This is a genomic window from Verrucomicrobia bacterium S94, assembly GCA_004299845.1.
Classification (GTDB): Bacteria; Verrucomicrobiota; Kiritimatiellia; order Kiritimatiellales; family Pontiellaceae; genus Pontiella.
In genome coordinates, this window is sequence record CP036201.1 from 3,600,157 (window position 1) to 3,622,147 (window position 21,991).

Consider the following 21,991-nt stretch of genomic DNA (forward strand, 5'->3'; position numbering starts at 1 on the left):
AATGGACTCCGATTTATGAAAACGACTGTTGTTGCACTGGCAAACCAGAAGGGGGGCGTGGGGAAAACCACCACGGCGATCAACTTTTCAGCCTGTCTGGCGGAAAAACGTAAAAAGGTGCTGTTGATCGATCTTGATCCGCAGGCGAATGCCACGAGCGGCCTCGGTTTGGAAAAGAGTGCGGGGGCCAGTATTTTTCCCGCTCTTCTGGGAGAGACCGACGGAATGAGCCTGATTCAGGAAACCGGCATCAAAAACCTCGACATCATTCCTTCCGAGCTGGATCTGGCGGGTGCGGAAATCGCCATTGCCCGGGAAGAGGATTATCTGCACCGTCTGCAGAAAGCACTGGCTCCGGTGATAGAGAGCGGAACGTATGATTATATCATCATGGACTGTCCGCCATCGCTGGGCATTCTGTTTATGAATGCGCTGAATATCGCTCACGAAGTCATTATTCCGATTCAGTGTGAATACCTCGCGCTCGAAGGGCTGGGTGTGATGGTCGATATCGTAAATCAGATTTCCGAAGCCGGGAACCCGAATCTGCATATCAGCGGCATTCTGATGACGATGTATAATGTCAGCACCAACCTTTCACAGCAGGTGGTTCAGGAAGTGGTGAAACATTTCGGCGATCGGGTTTTTGAAACACTTATTCCGAGAAATGTTCGCCTTTCTGAAGCGCCCAGTTTCGGCAAACCGGTCATAGAATACGATCCGCACTGCGTCGGTTCGGCCGCTTATCGTAATCTCGCGAAGGAATTCATTAAGCGGCGTAAAAAGGATGCCGCGCGGGCGACGGAAGCCGTGCCGCAGCTGTCTGATATTGTGACCTCAGAAGAGGATCATTCCGATACTTCGGATTAACCGGATTTCCGGAATTCGCGCGGGGTTTTTCCATACTGTTTTTTAAAGGCGGTTGCAAAATACTGGCTGGTGGAGAAGCCGCATTCCATGGCGATATCGGTAACGCTTTTATCTGTTTTCAGCAGTTGCGCCGCAGCGTCGAGCCGGAGCTGATTGAGATACTGCTGCGGCGTCAGATTGGTAAGCTGTCTGCAATAGTGCACAAATCGTGTAACACCGAGCCCGCAGCTTTCCGCCATCGATTCCAGCGTCCATTCATCGGCATAGCTGGCTTTCAGCGATTCCAGAAACAGTTCAACACTGCGCTGAGCATCAGTGAGTGATTTGGTTCGGGACACGTTCTGGTCGCGGAAGAGATCCAGCAGGTGGAGCAGCAGTTCGTTGGTATAGACGGCCAGACGGGATAGGCTTTTCCGGTCGCGGGTGGTGGTGCCGATCTGCCGGAAACAGTCGCGAATTTCGTTGCCGGCATTCCAGACGGGCTGTTCGTTTTCACGCAGACAGGCGGTCAGTTCCGCAAGGTCGTCCGGCAGAATCACCAGCCAATCCGGCCATTTCCATTCCTGATGCGGCTGCCGGACGCCGACATCGATAATGATCCAGTGGAGTTTTCCGATGCCGATGTTCGGGTTTCCGAGCCGGTGCGGCTGCCAGGGGCGGGTAATGGAGAAATCGCCGGGAGTAAGGATGAGTTCTTTGTTATCCACACAGAACGGCATGGAACCGGTTTCGAGAAAACTGAGTTCGATGCCTTCATTCCGGTGCCAGGGGAGGCCCCAGTTCTGCTGCTGTTTGGCATCCCAGTAGCCCAGGGAGCGTAATCCGGGAAGAATAGATCCGGGAATCGGTTCGCCGGGATAGTTGCCGCGGCCCAGTGCTGCCAGTTCAAGTTCGCCGTTGTGCACAGCGTCGATCAGGGGATCGCAGGAGTCGGCATGATAGGTCTTTCCCTGCTCCCGATAGATTGGGGCATATTGTTGCGTCATAGTCTTTTTATACCCGCTTATTTCAGTTTGTCCAATACCCGCGGATCGACCGGAAGGTCTACGGGCTCGCCGATTTCCAGAGATTGGAAATCCGGATGCACCGGGTTCAGCAGGATATTGGACTCAATGGGGACGATGGCACTCGGAACCCGAAGCGCCGGCGAACTTTGGTTTCGCAGCCAGTTGTTGCCCGAAAGCAGGGTGGCCGGATGGGGAAGCGGGCTGTTCCAGTCGGGGGGCAGTGCAGCAGTATCGATGGCTTCGATTTTTTTCTCAGGAACCCGGATTGGGATGGCTTTATAAAGGTTCAGCGTTTCCTTGAATTCAAGGTGAACGATGATTTCGAGGAGGGAGAGAGACAGCGATTCGGCCGTGTAAATTACGGCAAAGCCCTCGGAGTTCCAGCGGCCGCCGGCGAGCCGGGCGCCTTCGCCGCTGAACGCGTCGGCCAGATAGGCCGAATGAACCAGTCGCCAGCAGATCAGCATAGAAATTTCCGCTTAATAAAAGACGCCGTGGCCGATGCGGCGCAACTGTTTTTCAACTTCCTGGGCACCGGGTTCGGTGTCCGCATAATTGAGCGGGGTCAGCCCGCCGAAAATTGCTTTCGGTGCGGCAAACCAGCGGCGCGTCAGTTCCGGATCCTGGAAAAGATTCAGCCCGATCTGGAAGAGACGCGCGAGGCGGTAAACCCGTTCAGACTCATCCACATTCAGCCGGCCGCTCTGTTTCCGGCGGGCGAGGGTGCGCATATTGATATTCAGCGTGGCCGCCAGCTCGGCGGCGGTTACTCCGAATTCAGCGCGCAGCTTTTCAAAACTGGCTGCCGGCAGGCCTTTTTTAATTTTACGGATCACCTGTTCGCGGCTGTCCACCCGGCCGAAAAGAGCTGCAGGTTCTTCGACCATCAGGGCGCGGTTTTTTTCTGCAGTTGGATATATTACAGGTTCTTTCATCAGGATCTCCTGTCATCTGACATTATTTATATGACAAATGACCTGGATGTGCAACGTGTTAAATGTTCAATATCCTTCAATGCAGGGATCGGAACGACGGTGCTCGATCATTGTGCTAGCTTCTTCCAATCATTGGAAAAGGAGCTTGAGATGAAGATTGGATGCTTTGCACTTGTACAACCGTTTCTGCCGGTAGCGGAACAGTTGAAACGGATTAAGGAAATGGGCGTTGATTATGCGGACGTCACCGACAGCCACGACGGCGGAAGTCTGGGAGTGGAATACGGTTTTGCCGAAAGCCTGAGCCTGGATTCACACCCGGCGAAAATCAGACAGATGGCTGCCGATGCGGGGATTGAACTGACGGCTTTCTGTGCTCACGCCAATCTGCTGGATCCTGTTTCGCCGGATATTTATTCCACGCACCAGATCATCAAAGCGGTTCGTCTTGCCGCTGAATGCGGCATTAATCATGTCATTACCACGGAAGGTGATCCGAAAACGGAATTCGGCCACAATCTCACACCGGAAGAACGCATTTTTGCGATCACTGAACGCCTGCATGTTCCGATTCAGTGGGCAGAGGAACTGGGGGTTAAACTGCTGATTGAGCCGCATGGTATTGTGACCGACAATGTTGATCAGATGGAAAAGCTGCTGGATAAACTGGGGCATGAAGATTCCGTTGGAATCTGTCTCGATACGGGCAACAGCTGGCTCGGCGGCGCGGAACCGCTTGATTTTATCAAACGGTTCGGAACCCGTATCCAGCATGTGCACTGGAAAGATATGCCGGAAGAGTGGGTGGAAAAACGCGGAAAAGAATTCGGCTGCGGTATGGCGGTTATTCCGCTGGGCGACGGTGTGATTGACATCCCTGCAATTGTCGATGAATTAAAATCAATTGGTTTTGACGGGGCCACTACGCTGGAAATTGCCGGCGAAGAAAACATAAAAACATCCATTGAACGCCTGCGCGGCTGGATTGGATAAGGAGATAAATTGTATGAGAACAACACGTAAAAATTTTCTGAAATCCTCAGCTCTTCTGGGGACGGCGGCGGGGTTCCCGGCCATTGTTCCTTCAACTGTATTCGGGGAACAGGCTCCGAGCAATAAAGTGAATATCGGGGTAATTGCCTGCGGCGGTCGCGGCAATTCCTGCGGTGAATATCTTTATGTGCCGAAGGCACAGATTGTGGCGGCCTGCGATCCTAAAAAAGGGATGCTTGATGCCCGGTCGAATGTCTGGAAAGTGGCACAGAAAGACCGGTACAGCGATTACCGGGAACTGCTGGCCCGCGAGGATATCGATGCGGTTAATATTGCCACGCCGGATCACTGGCATGTGCCGATGGCCATGGCGGCGGCTAAAGCCGGTAAAGACGTATTGTGTGAAAAACCACTGGGTATCAGCATTGAGCAGAATCTGGCGGCGAGGCGGATTGAAAAGGAATACGGCCGCGTTTTTCAATACGGGACACAGCAGCGTTCAATGCAGGCTCTGCGCATGGGAGTGGAGATTGTGCTGAATGGGCATATTGGCGATGTGAAGGAAATTTATGTCTGGGCCCCGGGGGGACAGCATGGCGGGGATCCGACTGAAGCGCCGGTGCCGAAGGATTTTGATTATGAATTGTGGACGGGGCCGGCTCCGGTTCGTCCGTACAGCAAGGACCGCTGCATGAACAAACGTGGATCCTGGCATATTTATGATTATTCGATCGGATTTCTTGGCGGGTGGGGGGCACATCCGCTGGATCAGCTTCAGTGGTGGGCCGATGAAGAAGATCTGGGGATTCCGTTTGAGTATAAAACCACCGGATCCATTAATTATAATGATCTTTTTAATACGGCGTATCACTGGGATATGGAAGCACGGTATAAGGATGGAACCCAACTGTTTTTCATGGATACCGATACTGCCAAGCGGGTGAAAAAGAATCCGGATATGGATCAACTTGCGCAGTTCTATAATTGTACGCAGTTTGTCGGAACCAAGGGGTGGGTTGCGGTAGCCCGGGAAGGTTTCAAGGCTTCGGCAGAAGCGATTCGCCGAACGGCAAAAAATCCGGGACCGCGCAGGCTGCCGGTCAGCAAAGATCATAAAGGAAATTTTGTGGATTGTGTACTTTCGCGCGAAACGCCGGTTTCCAGTCTGGATTCGGCCATTCGGTCCGACATCATTTCCCATATGGGCGATATCGGCATTCGTACCGGCGAAATTGTGCAATGGGATGCAGAGAAGGAAACGGTGATCGGTAGCGATGCCGCCCGGAAAATGATGCACCGTGAAATGCGTGCTCCTTATGATAGGTTGATGATCTAATGAAGAAAACAGTACTCTTAGCATTGCTGAGTTCCATCGCCGCTCTGGGCGGGGTGAAAATTGAGGAGGGTCCTCATTCCCTTTCCGCGAAACTCGAGGGAAAGGTTCTGTGGACGTATCACTATGACCCGTCGGAAGGAAAACCTTATTTCCATCCGCTTTCGTCGACAGACGGTACGCAGTTCACCGACCTGCGCCCGAAAGATCATCCGTGGCATCGAGGGCTCTGGTTTTCGTGGAAGCTCATCAATGGAGTTAATTACTGGGAGGAGGTTTATCATACGCACGAACCGCGAGAAGGGTATACCCGGCTTCTCTCCACAACGAAAAAAATAACCGCGTCAAACGATACACAGATTACGCAATCTCTGGAATATGCTCCGGGAAAAGATGCCGCACCGGTTATGACCGAACTTCGGGTCATCGAAGTTTCTGCTCCGGATGAGCAGGGTGTTTATACTATCGATTGGTCCAGCCGTTTTCAGGCACTGGAACAGGATGTTGTGCTTGACCGTACGCCGCTTCCCGGGGAGCCGGAAGGCAAGGCGCATGGAGGGTATGCCGGACTTTCTGTCCGTATGAATAAAACGGTCGGAGCCGAAGGCACTTTTGAGAATCGCGATGGTCTGAAGGGCATGGATACCCGCCGTGCTGCGGCTGCGTGGGAATGGTTTTCCGTTGCGGATGGCGGTACGCTGCTTTTCATGGACCATCCGGACAATCTGAATTTTCCGGCAAAGTGGTTTGTTTCCACGAAAATGCCGTATTTCAGTCCGGCTGTGATTCACGATGGTCCGCATACGATAAAAGCCGGGGAAACGCTTGCTTTGAAATATCGTATTCTTATAGCTCCCGGAGCGCTCTCAGCAGATGCGGCCGAGCGGTTCTGGCAGGATTGGAAATAAACCGGTTGCGGCTTTGCCATTTCGAATGCGTGTATGCTGGTCGGCAGAAGCGGAGTCTGAATTCAGGTTAAAAAGGAGCGGATTCTTGTTTCGGTAAACAGAACGGTATAGCCTGAATACATGAGTATCATTCGTTGTCGGTTCTTTCGTTTTGTATTTATTCTGTCCGCCGTTTTCGGGGCTGTCGAACTGTGCCGGGCTACTGCCATTGAGACGCTTACGCAGTTGCGCGCTCTTCCCCGGGAAAAGGCTGCATTGGGAAGACCGGTATCGGTTGAGGGGCAGGTGCTTTGGGTTCATCCGCTGTCGGCCGGACTTTTTCTTCATGATGGGAAAAAGGGAGCGTATGTTCAGAATCCTAAGGGGAAGCTTCCGTTTTCCGATTATCGGGCGGGGCATTGGATCCGTGTTTCGGGAATAACTGCAAAAGGTGGTTTTTCACCTTCGATTCTGGCGGAGGAGATTACGTTTCTCGAAGAGAAGCCTCTGATGGAGGCCCATCATTTTTTTCCGCATCAGGTATACAGTACTGATATCGATTGCGACTGGGTGATTCTTCGGGGACGTTTTATTTCCAGTAAAACGATTCCTGAATATTCCATCATCATGCTGGAACTGGACATGAACGGGGTGCGGCTGCTGGTTCAGCTTGTTGACAGTCCGGAAAACCGGAAACGGCTGCCGGAGGTTATGTATCGGCAGGTGCGGTTTAATGCGGTGGCCGGAACACTGTATAATGACGAGGGGCAGTTTACCGGCCGTCTGTTTTTTGTCAGTTCGCTGGAGGGGGTCACAATTGATCGCGAACCGGAAGGCGATGGTGAGCAAAAACTTGTGCCTATCCATGAGCTATTGCGAAATGGTGCAAACTATAAAGATACTGTATCAACTTATGGAACGGTGACGCATGCGACCGGGTCCGAGATTTTCCTGCGCGGGGAACGAACGAGTCTTAAAGCGTCAATTTTAGAGCCGGCAGATGTTGAAGAAGGGGATCGGATCAGGTTATCCGGTCTGGTGGCTCCGGAGCCGCTGGGACCCGCTTTTCTGGCCCGGGAGGTACAGCTGATTGAGAGGCGGCATGAGCCGGTTGCGACTCTGCCGGTTGTGCTGGGCCGGGAGATTGAGGCCAAACTGAATTATGAGCTCATTACGCTGGATGTGCAGCTGGTGGATATCGGGAAATCGTTCAATGCAAAAGGTGACCGTTCTTCCGAGCGGGTAACGCTGTTATGCCGGGCCGGAAAATATCTGGTTGAAGCCCGGTTGCCGGAAGGGGAGGATGTGCGGCGTGAATGGTCGATCGGTTCAACGCTGCGTCTCAGCGGAATCTGTCATTTGGTCATTGCTCCTGCCGAGCGCTGGCGAATGCGGGGTAATATTAATACCCTGTGGCTGCAGCTCCGTGACGGTTCTGATGTTACGGTACTGAATCCGCCGCCGTGGTGGACGACAACGCGGGTGTTGTGGATAGCGGGAACCGCCACTGGATTATCACTGCTGTTTCTGGTCTGGGTGGTGGTGCTGCGGAATACGGTTGCGCGGCAGACCCGGATCATCAGGGATCAGGTAGAGCGGGAAACAATATTGAACGAACGGCAGCGAATTGCGCGGGAACTGCATGATAATCTGGAGCAGGGGCTGGCAGGGATGGTTCTGCAGCTGAAAGGTTTAATGAAACTGGTGGAAAACAGTCTGAAACAGCGCCTTGAGTCGATGAAGAGGGACGGCGCCGATCCGGACCGAATGGCGGAAGAAGCGAAGGAGGAGGCAAATAAATATAAACGTTCCATTGAGGTGATTTTAAAAATGATTACGCACTGCAGTTCGGAAGTACGTTCTTCCATTCTGGATCTGCGGGGCGGTCTGCTGGAACGTATGGATTTTATTTCTGCCGCGGAGGAAACGCTGATGCCCCTGGTCGAGGAGTGCGGGGCTTCATTGGACATTGCGGTGCGAGGAGAATCCCGGCGGTTGAAACAGTCGGTTGAGCGCAGTCTATTGCAGCTGTTGAAAGAGGCGGTGAGCAATGCCGCGCGGCATGCTTCTCCGGGCGTCATTGAAGTGGTGCTGGATTATCAGTCCATGGAAAAACTGCAGATTTTCATCCGGGATGACGGTTGTGGTTTTGATGTGAATACGCCGCCGAAGCCTGGGCATTTCGGTCTGCTGGGTATGCAGGAGCGTATCGGTAAACTGAATGGAAGATTGGAAATCAGGAGTCAGGTCGGGGAAGGTACGCTGATTTGTCTTGAGCTGCCGGCAGATGGTTTGAATGGAGATGGCTGATCATGGATGAAGAGATAAGCGTTCTGGTGGTGGACGATAACTTTCTGCTCCGCATGGGAATGAAGGAAATCATTTCCCAGGAGGGCGGACTTAAACCGGTCGGAGCCGCCGCAAACAGTATTGAGGCACTGGAGCTGGTCCGGAAGTTTCGGCCGAAGGTTGTAACGATGGATTATCAGATGTCCGGGGAGGACGGGGTGGAATGTACCCGTAAGATGCTTGCAGAGTTTCCTGAAACAAAGGTCATCATGCTTTCCGTTTTTGATTCTGAAGAGGATATCTGGCGGGCGGTTCAGGCGGGCGTCAGTGGTTATCTCACAAAAAAAGCCGGTGAAGTTGAAGGTATTGTGGAGGCGATTCATACGGTAATGAAGGGCGGAACCTATTTCCCGGCACGGATTGCACAGAAACTGGCGCAGCGGAAAGAGCAGGAGGAATTAACGCCGCGCGAACTGGAAGTACTGGAATTTCTGGCGGGCGGAAACAGCAATAAAGAAATTGCCGAGATTCTGGGGATCTCTCTGGGTACCGTTAAAGTGCATATTCAGAACCTGCGCGAAAAACTGGGCGCGGTTGATCGCACGGATGCGGTCGCTATTGGATTTAAGCGCGGCGTGCTTCGTTTGGAGGAGTGAACGTCGGTGCATGGGCGGTGAAAATGTCCATGCTCCGGTTCCGTACATGGTTCATCGGTCTATTTCTTTTGGCTGATTGCCGGGATTCGCTATCCGGGTAGTCTGCTCTTTTCTGGAGAACCGTCCGGATTTTCCGGGCGGGCTGATTAAGGAGACCAAGATGAATTTGACGAGACGAGCTGGGCTGTTTTCCGGGGCGGCACTTACTGCGGGATCACTGATTCCCGGACGGGTGCTGGGTGCAAATGAAAAGCTGAATTGCGGCATTATCGGTGCAGGCGGTATGGGGCGGATGTGTGTCGGGGCCTGCGGGCATCAGAATATTGTCGCATTTGCCGATGTTGATGATACCCGTGCGGCACCCTCCTATGAAAAGTATCCGAACGTTCCGCGCTACAGGGATTTTCGCGAAATGCTGGATAAGCATTACAAAGAGCTGGATGTGGTGCTGGTATCTACTCCGGATCATACGCATTTCGCGGCAACATTGGCGGCGATGGAACGCGGGCTGCATGTCTTCACTCAAAAACCGCTGACGCATGATATCTGGCAGGCGCGAACGCTGCAGAAAGCCGCACAGAAATATGCGGTGAAAAATATCATGGGTAACCAGGGCCGCTGCTTTGACGGGATCCGTCAGATCAAAGAGTGGATTGATGCCGGACTGCTGGGGGATGTGGTTGAAGTGGAGGCCTGGACGGTGCGTCCGTATCCCGGCTGGGGAACCCCGACCGGGCCTTTTCCGCGTCCGCCACAGCCGGTTCCGGAAACGCTGGATTGGGAAAACTGGCAGGGGCCGGTTCCTCACCGGGATTATAACGAATGCTATCTGCCGAATAAATGGCGTGCGTGGTGGGATTACGGAAATTCAGCGATGGGCGATATCGGTTGTCATCTGCTGGATTCCGTTTACTGGGCCTGCGATTTGACGGGACCGGTTTCGGTCAAGGCTGAGGCGAAGATTTTTCATGATCAGGTTACGGGGCCGAAAGGTATTGTGCAGTTCAACTATCCGGCCCGCGGAAAACATGTGCCTCTGACGGTTAAGTGGTATGAAGGCGGTCTGAAACCCGAAAGGCCGGAAGATTTTGATTATGGCTCCGAACTACCGAATGAAGGTATTCTGATTAAAGGGACCAAGCGTACGATCTATCATCCCGGTATCCGTGCGGAAAATCCGGTGATTCTGATGAGCCGGAAAGACTGGTACAGCTTCCGGAAAACCGAACTGCCGGAACCTACGATTCCGCGCCTGAAATCCAAGAGTCCGGTGACCGAGCTGTTCAATGCGATTAAAGGCGGGCCGAAGGTTGGTTCCGACTTTGACTATGCTGCACCGCTGACGGAACTTTGTTGTCTGGGGGGTATTGCCCGCCGTACCGGAAAACAATGTGACTGGGATCCTGAAAGCATGACGTTCAGGGATGCTTCGCTCAATCGGTACGTCAAACAACCGGTTCGCAAAGGCTGGGATGTTGGCGTGGATCTTTGGAAAAAAGCGTAATTAACCGTTTAAAGCACGCCCTGAGGCGGGGCGTGCTTCCGTGGTTGAATTTGCGAAAAAGAAAGGATTGAGTAATGAGAGATTCTATTGCTGCGACGGCAGTGAGCGTTTTGATGGTATCGGGCAGCCTGTTGGCTGAGGAGCAGCCGATGCTTCCGAGTGGTTGGCGTGTACATGATACCACACGTCCGCAACCGCCTAAGGTACAGGCGGGAATAACCGATTCGGCGGCTCCTTCTGATGCGATTGTACTTTTCGATGGAACCAGCCTGGACGCCTGGGAATCAAAAGAGGGCGGACCCGCGAAATGGAAAGTGGAAAACGGTTATATGGAAGTGGTTCCTAAAGCCGGAAATATTCTGACCCGACAGTCCTTCGGGGATATACAGCTGCATCTTGAATGGATGGTTCCCGAAAAAAACGGGGCCAAACCGCATGGTCTTGGAAACAGCGGGGTTTTTCTGATGAATCAGTATGAAATCCAGATTCACGATTCGTGGGAAAATCCGGTTTATCCCGATGGGATGGCCGGGGCGGTTTACGGGCAGTTTCCGGCCTTGGTCAATGCGGCGAAAAAGCCCGGCGAATGGCAGAGTTATGATATTGTTTTCAAAGCTCCGGTATTCAAGGGAAAACAGCTGGTAACGCCGGCCTATGTGACTGTATTTCACAACGGGGTTCTAATTCAGAACCATACGGAGCTCTATGGACCGAACACCTTCGGAAGAGCTCCTTATTACCGGCCGCATGCCGCAGAAATGCCGCTTCGTCTGCAGGATCATGGACAGAAAGTCCGCTTTCGGAATATCTGGGTGCGGGAACTGTAGAAAATGAAGAGTGAGTTGAGGATCGAAAGTTGTAGTCGTAGAGCTGTAGGTTGCACATCGAAACGTTTCGGGCACTATTTTAAGCGTTCGTGTGTTTTGTGGCTGTCGTGGCTCGGTTTTTTTGTTTCCAGTTCTTTTGGTGTAAATGCGAAGCCGAATATTCTTATCATTTTAACGGATGACATGGGGTATTCGGATTTGGGTTGTTATGGCGGAGAAATAGAAACGCCTGCGCTGGATTTGCTGGCTGCTGAGGGATTGCGTTTTTCGGAGTTTTACAACTGTTCCCGTTGTTGGGTTTCCCGTTCAGCGTTAATGAGCGGATGCTATATCGAATGGTTTCGAGGTCCGAAAAACGTAACGATTGCACAGCTGCTGAAAACAGCGGGTTATGAAACCGGCATGGTCGGAAAATGGCATGCGTCTGATAAATCGGAAGGGCCGGGCGGTCCGAATGCACCTTTCCAACGTGGGTTTGACGACTTTTTCGGAACGCTGTCGGGGGCGGGTTCGTATTATGACCCTCATACATTAACCCGTAACGATCAGGCAATCACAGCCGGAGAAGACTTCTATTATACGGATCGTATCGGCGAAGAGGCGGTACGTCAGATTGAAAAGTTTGCTGTAACAGATTGCCCGTTCTTTCAGTATATTGCATTCACCGCACCGCACTGGCCGATGCATGCGCCGGAGGCTGTTGTTCAGAAATATATCAACCGATATAACGACGGCTGGGAGGTGCTGCGTAACGAACGGTATGCGCGCATGCTGCAGATGGGCATCATCGATGCCGAACGCTACCCGCTCCCGCCGATGGAACCCGAGGTTCCGAAATGGGAGGAGGTAGAACATAAAGAATGGTATGCGCGCCAGATGGCCATTTATGCGGCCATGGTCGATATCATGGACCGGAACGTCGGGCGTATAGTGGACGCGCTGAAGCGTACCGATCAGTTTGAGAATACGTTGATTGTATTTTTGAATGATAACGGGGCCTGTGCTGAGATTCCAAAATCGGGCGGTTCCTCCTCTTATATTCTGGCGAAAGCCGAAGCGCGTGGAGAAACCCTGGCTGAGGGGGAAGATTTCAGGGCAAAAATGGGCAGCCCGTTAACCTTCAGTGCGGTGGGCCCCTATTGGGCCAACGCGCAGAATACGCCGATGCGCCGCTACAAAAAGAATGTTCATAATGGCGGCGTGTTGACGCCGGCCATCATGCACTGGCCGGCCGGACTGAAAGTTCAAGCCGGTTCCATTAGCAGGCAGCGTGGTCATGTGGTTGATATGATGGCGACCTGTCTGGAACTCGCCGGAGTTGATTATCCGAAAACATTCAACGGAACGAAGCTTATGCAGCCTGACAGCAAGTCGCTGGTTCCGGTTCTGAACGGGGAACCGGTGCCGCGTGATCATACCTACTTCTTCCGGCATGCCGGAACAGCAGCTGTTGTTAAGGGCGATTATAAACTCGTAAAGGACAAGGGTGGGAAATGGGAACTCTATGATTTGACGAAAAACCGAACCGAAACAGACGACATTGCCGGACAGCATCCGGAACGCGTTGCGGAACTTTCCAGGCTTTGGAACAACAAGTGGGGGAAGAAGTGATTAAATCTATATCGGATCGGCAGAAGATAATTGAACTGTGCCAAACGCCGGCAGCTATCTGCTCTTCATTGCTGATATCAGCGGGTCGACCTGAACCGTCATTAGACAAAATGATAAACACTATACAATCGGAACGCGGTACAACGACCCGGCGGATGAGTTGGGTCAGGAACAAATAACTGTTGAGGGAAAACGTGCGTCAGAAACTGGAAGACGGGATCGTGAAGCCTGAGAAAAAAAGTCGTATTGAATCATTTGAATACAAGCAGAAAAAGGCCTGCATTATAGGCCAGGAGTAATAAATGTTTCAGAAATTGATATCAGCCAGTCTGGTGGTGATGTTCGGAGTGAGTCAACTCATGGCGGAAACACGTTATGGTTATGATCCGTTAAAAACAGAAGAACTTCGCGTACGGGACGGCCTTCCCAACTTTTTCAGAAAACTGAAAGCCGGGGAGAATGTGAAGGTCGGGTATATCGGCGGAAGTATCACGAACGGTGGAATGTGGAGAAATAAGCTGCTGGACTGGCTGAAGGCGGAATATCCGAAGGCAAATATCAGTCAGGTGAATGCGGCGATGGGTGGTACCGGGCCGGATTTCGGGGCGTGCCGCATTCGGGAACATCTGCTGGTTCACAACCCGGACATCGTTTTCATTGAGTTTCGGGTCAACAACGGCGGAGCTTATCAGGGCCGGGCGTTGGAAGGCATGATTCCGCAGATCTGGCGAAACAATCCGAATACGGAAATCTGTATCGTATACACCATTGCAAAAGGCATGATTGCGGAGATTCAGGAAGGAAGGCAGACCAAGGCCGGGAAGTTTATGGAGCCGGTCGCCAACCATTATGGAATCACCTCCATCGAGTTCGGTCTCGAAGTCGTTGAGCAGCTCAACGAAGGAACGCTTATTTTTCAGGGCAAAAAACCGGAAGCGGGTAAAATCCTCTTTTCCAAAGACGGAACGCATCCGATTGAAGCCGGGCACGACATCTATCGCGATGTGCTCATCCGTTCTTTAAAGAAGATCGAAAATCACGGAATTACCGGTCCCAATATCATTCCCGCCCCATTGAATGAAAAACCATTTTCAAATGCGTACATGCTGCCGATAACAGCTGCTGAATTCAGCGGAACGTGGAAGTCGGTGGACCTGAGTGAGTACGTGGATATCCATGCGGATCTGACCGATAAAAACGATGGTGTGAGGCCCCAGTTTGGAGCCGCGGTTGAAACCGATCGGATCGGGGATTCGTTCTCGTTGGAATGGAACGGGTTCATGCTGGGTTTTTCGGCTGTGCTGCAGGGTAAAGGCGAGGTGGTGCTGGAAGTGATCACCGATGACGGTCCCGCCGTACGCGTTGATCTGGCTTCCCGTACAGGGCGCGAACAGTCAAAATATACGTTTATGAAAGAGATTGAACCGGGGGCGCACCGCTCAACGGTAAGCGTGATTCGACTAGCCGAAGGAAAATCCTGCCGGCTTGGACAGGTCTTAATTGCATCAGATTCGGATGCCGGACATTAACGGAGCGGGACATGAAAATTTCAATACACAAAAAAGGGTTTGTTGCTTTATGTATCGGTCTTGCACTGGGCGCTGCTGGGGTGCCGAAAAATTTCATCATCATTCTGGCGGATGATCAGGGGTATGAAGATCTGAGCTGTTTCGGATCAAAACGGATCAGGTCGCCGAATATTGATCAGCTGGCCCGCGAAGGGATGCGGATGACGCAGTTTTATACGGCGTCGTCGGTCTGCACGCCGTCACGGGCCGGACTGCTGACCGGGCGGGTTCCGAAACGGGCCGGAGCACCGCGGGTTCTGTCGCCGTACCGTGGTTCGGAAGGGATGCCGCCTTCGGAGATTACGCTGGCGGAGCTGCTGAAAGAAAACGGATATGTTACCGGAATTGTCGGGAAATGGCATTTGGGGCATATGCAGAAGTATCTGCCGTTGAATCAGGGCTTCGATTCTTTTTTCGGACTTCCATACAGCAACGATATGACCATTTCGGCAGAGCTGAAGATGACCTCTGATATTAAGCTGAATAACGGGTATACGCCGGAGATGCTTCAGGAGGATCTGGAACAATACCTTAAAAACTATCAGAAAATGAAAGGCACCATGCCGTTGATGCGGGGCAATGAAGTGGTCGAATATCCCGTTGATCAGACCACGCTTACGCGGCGTTATACCGAAGAGGCCGTCGCATTTATTCATGAGAATAAGGATAAACCGTTTTTTCTCTATCTGGCGCATTCTATGCCGCACCGGCCGCAGTATTCATCCGAGCGCTTTCAGGGATCGGGGCCGGATAAATACAGCGACTGTATTCATGAAATTGACTGGAGTGTAGGGGAAGTGGTTCGGGCCTTGAGAGAAACGGGGCTGGATCATAGTACATGGGTCATCTATACCTCGGATAACGGGCCGGCAGGTCAGGGTGGCCCGGAGGCCGGTTCCGCAGGGCCGCTACGGGGAAAAAAATTTCTGACGTTTGAAGGCGGACTACGGGTGCCGACCGTCATCTGGGCTCCCGGAGAGGTTCCGGCCGGCGCGGTGTGTGATGAAATGGTATCGACGCTGGATCTTTTTCCGACCATTGCCGGGTATGCCGGGGCGGCTCTGCCGGAAGACCGCATTTATGATGGATATGATGTTCGAGGACTGCTTTCGGGGAAAACCGCCGAATCCCCGCGTAATGAAATTTATTATTATGAAGCCAATCTGCCGGATATGGACGGAATCCGGGTGGGCGACTGGAAGTTTCTTTATAAAGGCGATCGGGATCTTTCGAAATTCAGAAAAAATGTAAAACCACGCCAGTTTAAACCGATGCTCTTTAACCTGAAGGATGACCCCTTTGAAACGCATAATCTCTACAGCAGATATCCGGAAAAGGTCGAGGTGCTGAAAAGGAGAATGGTGCAGTTTGATGCAACCATCAAATAGACCGCAAACAGGGAATTCTGATGAAGAAAATATGTATAACGCTTTTGCTGGGAGCGGTATCGGTGCTGGCCGATGACCGGCCCAACATTCTTTTCCTTTTTGCGGATGACTGGGGGCGGCATGCGGGTATTTATGCCGAGGTTGATGGTCCGGGAACGATGAACGATGTCATCAGAACACCGAATTTTGATCGGCTGGCCCGGGAAGGCGTGCTGTTTAATCATGCCTATGTCAGTTCACCGTCCTGTACGCCCTGCCGCAGTTCCCTGCTTTCCGGGCAGCATTTCTGGCGGACGCGTACGGGAGCGGTTCTTACGGGAGCCTGGGATGATTCAATTCCGTCCTATCCCCTGCTGCTGGAGCAGGCGGGATATCATATCGGATTTTCCAATAAGGTCTGGGGGCCGGGTGCTCCGGCGGATGCACCGTACGGGGGGAGCGGAACAAATACAATAATGCAGGGCGGTCGATCTGTAACATTTCCTATCCGGTTGCCGCCGCTTTAAAAAAGGGCAGGCCGGCCGATGAAGCCAAAGCGGCAGTGATGGCTCAGGTCCGCCGTAACTTCCGGGGTTTTCTGGATGCCCGCGAAGAGGGTAAACCATTCTGTTTCTGGTTTGGTCCCACAACCACACACCGTTCCTGGGTTAAAGGTTCCGGAGCGGCCCAGTGGGGACTTGATCCGGATGCACTGAAAGGAAAAATGCCGCCGTACCTGCCCGATGTTCCGGAAGTGCGGGAGGATCTGACGGATTATTTCGGGCAGGCGATGGCTTTTGACATGGCGATCGGCGTACTGATTGATGAACTGAAAAAAACAGGGGAATATGATCGTACGATTATTGCGGTTTCGGGCGATCACGGTGCCCCCGGATTTCCGCAGGGAAAGTGTAATCTCTACGATTTCGGTTCCCGCGTTCCGCTGGTTCTGGCCGGGCCGGGGATCAAAGGAGGACGGCTGGTGGAGGACTTTGTTTCACTGCCGGATCTGGCCCCGACGTTTCTGGAGGCCGGTAACGTGGAGGTGCCGGAAGTGATGACGGCGAAATCGTTATGGCCTGTACTGGAATCGGAGAAAGCGGGCTGGGTCGACCCGTCCCGGACGCAGGTTTATATCGGCCGGGAACGGCATGTGCCCTCCGCCCGGGCGGGAAACCTGCCCTATCCGCAGCGCGCCATCCGTACCCGGGATTATCTGTTTATTATCAATTTCCAGCCCGACCGTTCACCTCTGGGTGATGCCGTGCGGCTGGATACTGCGGATGAGCCGGATGCCGTAGAGCTGCACAGAAACAGCAAGGCGGTTTTTGCCGATATGGATGCCGGGCCGACAAAAGCCTGGCTGGTGACGCATCGTGATGATCCTGCCTGCAGACCTTATTTTGAGCGGGCCTTCGGGAAGCGGCCGCGTATCGAGCTTTACCATCTGAAGAATGATCCGCATCAGATGAATAATGTGGCTCAGCAGCCGGAGTATCGCGAAGTGGTGAATCGCCTGGAAAAGAAACTGCTGGCCGAACTCCGGGCAACCGGGGATCCGCGTCTGATCGAGAGCGGACGTTATTTTGAAGAACAGGCGAAGTTCGGGGAAGCCTATCGGAGAGCACCGAAAAAGCTGGTCGCCGGAAAGGTATACGAGGAAAAATAATCATGAAAAAAGTAATTCTCCTGTTAACATTCTGTATATTTGCGGGATTGAACCCGGCTGTCGGCAATCCGAAACCGGCGGCGCAGAAACCCAATATTATCATCTATTTTGCCGATGACATCAGTGCCCGGGAGTTTCCGGTCTATGGCTCTTCCGTCTGGAGCAGTCCGAAAGCGAAGAATACATCGGATCCGAAATACCGCGCCCAGACGCCGGTTCTGGAGCGTCTCGCAGAGGAGGGGGTTACGGTTAAAACCGCCTGGGGCGCCACGATCTGTTCGCCCAGCAGAGCCATGATGATGACCGGCCGGTATGCGCATCTGCACAAGTGGTGGCATAACGGGGATTTCGGTCGCTGGATCAATCCGGATACCAACAGAAAAGAGGTTATTCCGCTCTATATCACCTGCCCGATCATGATGGGCGATCTGGCCCGGCAGGCGGGGTATGGAACATACTGGGCCGGCAAAACCCAGATCGTTGGTGATTATGAACGGTATGGGTTTGATGAAGGCTGTTTTACGCCCGGCCGATGGGAGGATCTGGATAATCCCTATGCCGATTTTAAACTGGTTTTTAAGAAAGGTCCCGATGGCCGCGATCTGATGAAAAACGGACGGAAACGTATCTGGAATCTGGATGACGGAAAAGAATATCCCGGCTACAAGCAGCACAGCTGGAATTTCTTTCCGCATGTGCGTGTAATGTATCATCCGGATTCCGACAAAAAGCTGGACTGGTGGCCGGTTACGCCGGAACAGCAGAAACGCTTTGGCCTGCATACCTATGGAGCGGATGTGGAACTGGAACACATTTTTAATTTCATGGATCGCCAGCATGCCCAGAATAAACCGTTTCTGATCTATCATACCTCTCATCTGGGGCACGATGCATTTGACTTTCTCCATCCGGAATCCGGTAACAAATGGCCGGGTACGCCGATTGCAAAATGGGATGGGTCGAAATATCACCGGGTCAAAACCCGCATTACCGGTGACCGGGGCGTATATGATACCCATGGCACCGTGAGCGAACCCGGAATTCATTCGCACATTAACTACATTGACTATCAGATCTGGCAGTATCTCGAAAAACTCAGTGAATTGGGTATCGAAAACAATACTGTGCTGATTATTACAGCGGATAACGGAACCAGCCAGTACGGTAAGGGATATGAAGACCGCCAGAAGGGCACCCACGTTCCGTTTATCGTATATGCTCCCGGCTTTAATTTTACCAAGCAGGGCATGCAGGATATTCTGGTTAACCTGGCCGATGTCTATCCCACGGTTGCGGATCTTGTCGGTACGGAAATTCCGGAAGATTACGAGGTGAATGGAAAAAGTCTCTGGCCCTATCTTACCACCGATGCCGAAGATCACCGCGAATGGATTTATTCCTATAAAAAAGATAAGCAGTTTATTCGGGGGCATCACGTGATGCGCGATGGAAATGGAGTCTGGTGGGATGTTTCATCCGACCCGGCAGATCTCATCAGTTTTACGGAGATTACCGACTGGGAAATGGTGCCGAAAGAATACCGCGAAGAGCGCGACCGGCTTATCGAAGCTATGAAGCCGTTTGATCTTTACGATACAGCGCACGATTATCCCGGATATACAAACTGAAGCTGTAGAACGCCGATGGAATTTCAGTCCATTTAAAGGATGCTTAACCGGCCGGTGCTAAAGTAAACGATAAACCGGCCGGTTTTTTATAGCCCTTTGGCTAGGTATTTTTTGACCAATCCGGTGTTACCGCATCGTTGGTTTTATGAACGGGTGTACGGCAGTGCGTTTTTCGCATGTTGAAGCATCATGGACTTTTAAATAAAGGAGACGGGGATGAATAGGCGTGATTTTACTCGATTTGCCGCTGTTGGAACAACGGCAGTTGCCGGAGGAGTGCTGGCAGAAAAATCCCGGCAGCCCAATATTCTCTGGATTATTACAGATGAACATAATTTCCGAACGTTGGGCTGTTATCGGAAACTGCTGGATGAAAAACGTGCCCGGCCGTGGGGTGAGACGGTTGTCGAAACGCCGAACATTGACTGGCTGGCGGATAACGGGGCCGTTTTTACGCAGATGTATTCCAGTTCGCCGGTCTGTTCGCCCTGCCGTTCCTCCATGTTTACGGGACAGTATCCTCAGACAGTGAATATGCCGCGAAATGATATGGTGATGGATGAGCGTTATCCAACCATCGCCTCGGTTCTCAGCGAGGCCGGTTACCATACGGGATACAGCGGCAAATGGCATCTGAGCGGGGAGGCTAAACCGGGATGGGAGCCGAAACCCTGCTACGGTTTTCAGGATAACCGGTATATGTTCAATCGCGGACACTGGAAAAAAATGGGCTTTGAAAAATCCGGTGTGCCGTGTGTTGCTGCGAGAGATGCTAAAGGACGTCCGTCATATCAGGTGGATGGGGCCGATGAAAAATCATTTACCACGGACTGGCTGGCGGATCGGACAATTGAATTTATCGAAGAACATAAAACGAGTCCGTTCTATTATGTGTGCAGTATTCCGGATCCGCATGGACCGAACTCGGTTCGCGAGCCGTATAGTTCCATGTACAAGGATGTGGAGTTCGAAATTCCCGAATCGTTCTACTATGAAATCAGAAAAGACGATCCCAAATGGCGTGCGGCTGATCCTACGATCAAAGGGGAGCAAACGCTGCGGGAAATCTATCCGCAGTACTACGGCATGGTGAAGTGTATTGATGACAACGTAGGACGGATTGTTAATAAGCTGAAGGCGGAAGGGCTGCTGGAAAATACCATCATTCTTTTTGCATCTGATCATGGGGATCTGATGGGAGAGCATCATCGTCTCAACAAGGGAGTGCCCTATGAGGGATCGGCCAAAATTCCGTTTGTGCTGTATTATCCCAAAGCGGTTCCGGCCGGAACCCGGGTCACCAAGGCGGCCAATGCCACGGACTGGATGGAAACGTTTCTGAGTCTGGCGGGAGTGAAGAATCGGCCGAAAACGGCTGGAAGAGATTTAACGCCGTTAATTCATAATGATCATCCGAAGAACTGGGATGACATTACCTTCAGCCGTATGGGCGGATGGATTGCGGCCTTTGATTCCCGTTATAAACTGATTCTGGATAATACCAATGCGGGACCGTGGCTGATGGACAATGTCGAGGATCCCGAAGAACGGTACAATCTGTATGGCGATCCTGCGTACAAAGCGGTTATCCGTCATCTTGCTCAAAAACTGAAGGGATATGTTGAAGCGCATAATGAGCCGCTGGGGAAAAACGATAAGGTTATGAAAAAACTGAACGCCGCTCTTTCTTATCGCTGAGTGGTTTCTGTTCCGGCAGGAAAAGCAGGTCGTTTTCCGGAACGTTAATCCATGATTCGTTCCGGAGACGGAATGCCGGTGAAGATGAAAATCGGGAGTTTTATGGATGCTGTCGTGGCATATGGGCTGCATCGGTATTACCGCATGGTGCTTTTTAATAACGGGAAATCACAGAACGTACTGCTGTTTGATCCTGGCCGGGATCCGAAAGAAACCGAGAATATCGCTGAAGAACATCCCGAAGTGGTAGCGCGTATGACGATGCTAATCCGTAAACATAACGATCACTTTCTGTCGGGACTGAAATAAATGCAAAGAAGCATAGTGTTTGTTTTGCTGTTACTGGCGTGCCGGTCTGTCCCGGCGGAAACTGCGGAATCCGCATGGAAAAATCTTGTTGGAGAAAAGATGGGCAGGCGCACCGAATTTTCCTATGTGGAGAATACTCCGCAGCTGCCTAATGTGCTGATCTATGGAGGTTCGGTTTCTATCGGTTATACAACGGATGTGCGAAACCTTCTTACCGGAAAAGCCAACGTCTACCGTATCTATTGCAACGGCGGGGATTCAGGATCTTTTATTCCGAAAATGCAGAAAATGGAGTCCGTCATGCAGAATCCGGAGCTGGATGATCCATGGAATTTTGCGTGGAATGTCATCCATTTCAACGTCGGCCTGCATGATCTGAAGTATATTAAAAACGGAAAGCTCGACCGCGATAACGGAACACAGGTTTCTTCTGTCAACGAGTATAAAAAGAATCTTCGCGCAATGATTGGATATCTGCAGGAGACAGCACCGGATGCCAAACTTATTTTTGCCACAACCACACCGGTGCCGGAAGGTGCGGACGGTCGATTTTCCGGTGATGCTGTGAAATACAATGCAGCCGCAATGGAGGTGCTGAAGGAATTTCCGGAAGTTGCGGTCAATGATCTCTATCGTTTCACCACTCCGCATCAGACGGAATGGTGGCGGGGTCCGGGGAATGTTCACTACGGGACCGAAGGGCGTGCGGCTCAGGCCCGTGAAGTGAGCCGCAGTATTTTCCGGTATCTGTGAAGGAGACCGGATGAGCCGAAACGAACCGTTTCCGTATCTTTCTCATCCGTATTCCGGATCAATGTTCGAAATCCATCATTGCAGAGA

At 52.1% G+C, this 21,991-nt stretch carries 18 protein-coding genes and 1 pseudogene; 16 read left to right on the forward strand and 3 right to left on the reverse strand.

Annotation, left to right across the window (positions count from 1 at the left end):
- The first annotated feature begins 15 nt into the window (after positions 1-15).
- Positions 16-870 (forward strand): ParA family protein, encoded by an 855-nt coding sequence (locus EGM51_15855; protein QBG48803.1) that lies wholly within the window; start codon positions 16-18, stop codon positions 868-870.
- Here the strand turns inward: EGM51_15855 and EGM51_15860 are convergent.
- The 3 genes from EGM51_15860 to EGM51_15870 are packed head-to-tail and all read right to left on the reverse strand — an operon-like array spanning position 867 to position 2,812.
- Positions 867-1,856 (reverse strand): AraC family transcriptional regulator, encoded by a 990-nt coding sequence (locus EGM51_15860; protein ID QBG48804.1) that lies wholly within the window; start codon positions 1,854-1,856, stop codon positions 867-869. The two genes, EGM51_15855 and EGM51_15860, sit on opposite strands and share 4 nt — an antisense overlap.
- A 17-nt stretch (positions 1,857-1,873) precedes the next feature.
- Positions 1,874-2,344 carry an RES domain-containing protein gene (locus EGM51_15865; protein ID QBG48805.1) on the reverse strand — a complete coding sequence of 157 codons (471 nt, stop codon included), beginning with the start codon at positions 2,342-2,344 and terminating at the stop codon, positions 1,874-1,876.
- Positions 2,345-2,356: 12 nt separating this feature from the next.
- A complete protein-coding gene (locus EGM51_15870) occupies positions 2,357-2,812 on the reverse strand; it encodes a DUF2384 domain-containing protein (protein ID QBG48806.1) in 456 nt (151 codons plus the stop codon).
- Between the two features lie 150 nt (positions 2,813-2,962).
- Between EGM51_15870 and EGM51_15875 the strand changes: the two genes are divergently transcribed.
- From EGM51_15875 to EGM51_15945, 15 genes and pseudogenes are all read left to right on the forward strand, one after another.
- A complete protein-coding gene (locus tag EGM51_15875; GenBank protein ID QBG48807.1) occupies positions 2,963-3,805 on the forward strand; it encodes a sugar phosphate isomerase/epimerase in 843 nt (280 codons plus the stop codon).
- Positions 3,806-3,818: 13 nt separating this feature from the next.
- Entirely contained in the window at positions 3,819-5,141 is a 1,323-nt protein-coding gene (locus tag EGM51_15880; GenBank protein QBG48808.1) for a Gfo/Idh/MocA family oxidoreductase, read from the forward strand.
- Positions 5,141-6,046 carry a hypothetical protein gene (locus tag EGM51_15885; GenBank protein QBG48809.1) on the forward strand — a complete coding sequence of 302 codons (906 nt, stop codon included), beginning with the start codon at positions 5,141-5,143 and terminating at the stop codon, positions 6,044-6,046. The genes EGM51_15880 and EGM51_15885 overlap by 1 nt, the downstream gene beginning before the upstream one ends.
- 120 nt (positions 6,047-6,166) lie before the next feature.
- Positions 6,167-8,335: a sensor histidine kinase gene (locus tag EGM51_15890; GenBank protein ID QBG48810.1), complete on the forward strand. Its 2,169-nt coding sequence runs from the start codon at positions 6,167-6,169 to the stop codon at positions 8,333-8,335.
- A 2-nt stretch (positions 8,336-8,337) separates the two neighbouring features.
- Complete coding sequence (locus tag EGM51_15895) at positions 8,338-8,970, forward strand: response regulator transcription factor (GenBank protein ID QBG48811.1); 633 nt, start codon at positions 8,338-8,340, stop codon at positions 8,968-8,970.
- A 160-nt stretch (positions 8,971-9,130) separates the two neighbouring features.
- Positions 9,131-10,474 (forward strand): Gfo/Idh/MocA family oxidoreductase, encoded by a 1,344-nt coding sequence (locus EGM51_15900; protein ID QBG48812.1) that lies wholly within the window; start codon positions 9,131-9,133, stop codon positions 10,472-10,474.
- An 86-nt stretch (positions 10,475-10,560) separates the two neighbouring features.
- Complete coding sequence (locus EGM51_15905) at positions 10,561-11,301, forward strand: DUF1080 domain-containing protein (protein QBG49332.1); 741 nt, start codon at positions 10,561-10,563, stop codon at positions 11,299-11,301.
- A 3-nt stretch (positions 11,302-11,304) separates the two neighbouring features.
- The gene (locus EGM51_15910) at positions 11,305-12,912 is read left to right on the forward strand and encodes an arylsulfatase (protein ID QBG48813.1); all 1,608 of its coding nucleotides are present in this window, start codon (positions 11,305-11,307) and stop codon (positions 12,910-12,912) included.
- A 302-nt stretch (positions 12,913-13,214) separates the two neighbouring features.
- A complete protein-coding gene (locus tag EGM51_15915) occupies positions 13,215-14,441 on the forward strand; it encodes an SGNH/GDSL hydrolase family protein (GenBank protein QBG48814.1) in 1,227 nt (408 codons plus the stop codon).
- Positions 14,442-14,452: 11 nt separating this feature from the next.
- Positions 14,453-15,868, forward strand: a complete 1,416-nt coding sequence (locus tag EGM51_15920; protein QBG48815.1) for an arylsulfatase — start codon at positions 14,453-14,455, stop codon at positions 15,866-15,868.
- Between the two features lie 20 nt (positions 15,869-15,888).
- Positions 15,889-17,516: pseudogene (locus EGM51_15925) on the forward strand (sulfatase).
- A gap of 2 nt (positions 17,517-17,518) precedes the next feature.
- Positions 17,519-19,144 carry a sulfatase gene (locus tag EGM51_15930; protein ID QBG48816.1) on the forward strand — a complete coding sequence of 542 codons (1,626 nt, stop codon included), beginning with the start codon at positions 17,519-17,521 and terminating at the stop codon, positions 19,142-19,144.
- A gap of 216 nt (positions 19,145-19,360) precedes the next feature.
- The gene (locus tag EGM51_15935; protein ID QBG48817.1) at positions 19,361-20,842 is read left to right on the forward strand and encodes a DUF229 domain-containing protein; all 1,482 of its coding nucleotides are present in this window, start codon (positions 19,361-19,363) and stop codon (positions 20,840-20,842) included.
- A 72-nt stretch (positions 20,843-20,914) separates the two neighbouring features.
- Complete coding sequence (locus EGM51_15940) at positions 20,915-21,151, forward strand: hypothetical protein (protein QBG48818.1); 237 nt, start codon at positions 20,915-20,917, stop codon at positions 21,149-21,151.
- The gene (locus EGM51_15945; GenBank protein ID QBG48819.1) at positions 21,152-21,904 is read left to right on the forward strand and encodes an SGNH/GDSL hydrolase family protein; all 753 of its coding nucleotides are present in this window, start codon (positions 21,152-21,154) and stop codon (positions 21,902-21,904) included.
- Positions 21,905-21,991 lie beyond the last annotated feature (87 nt).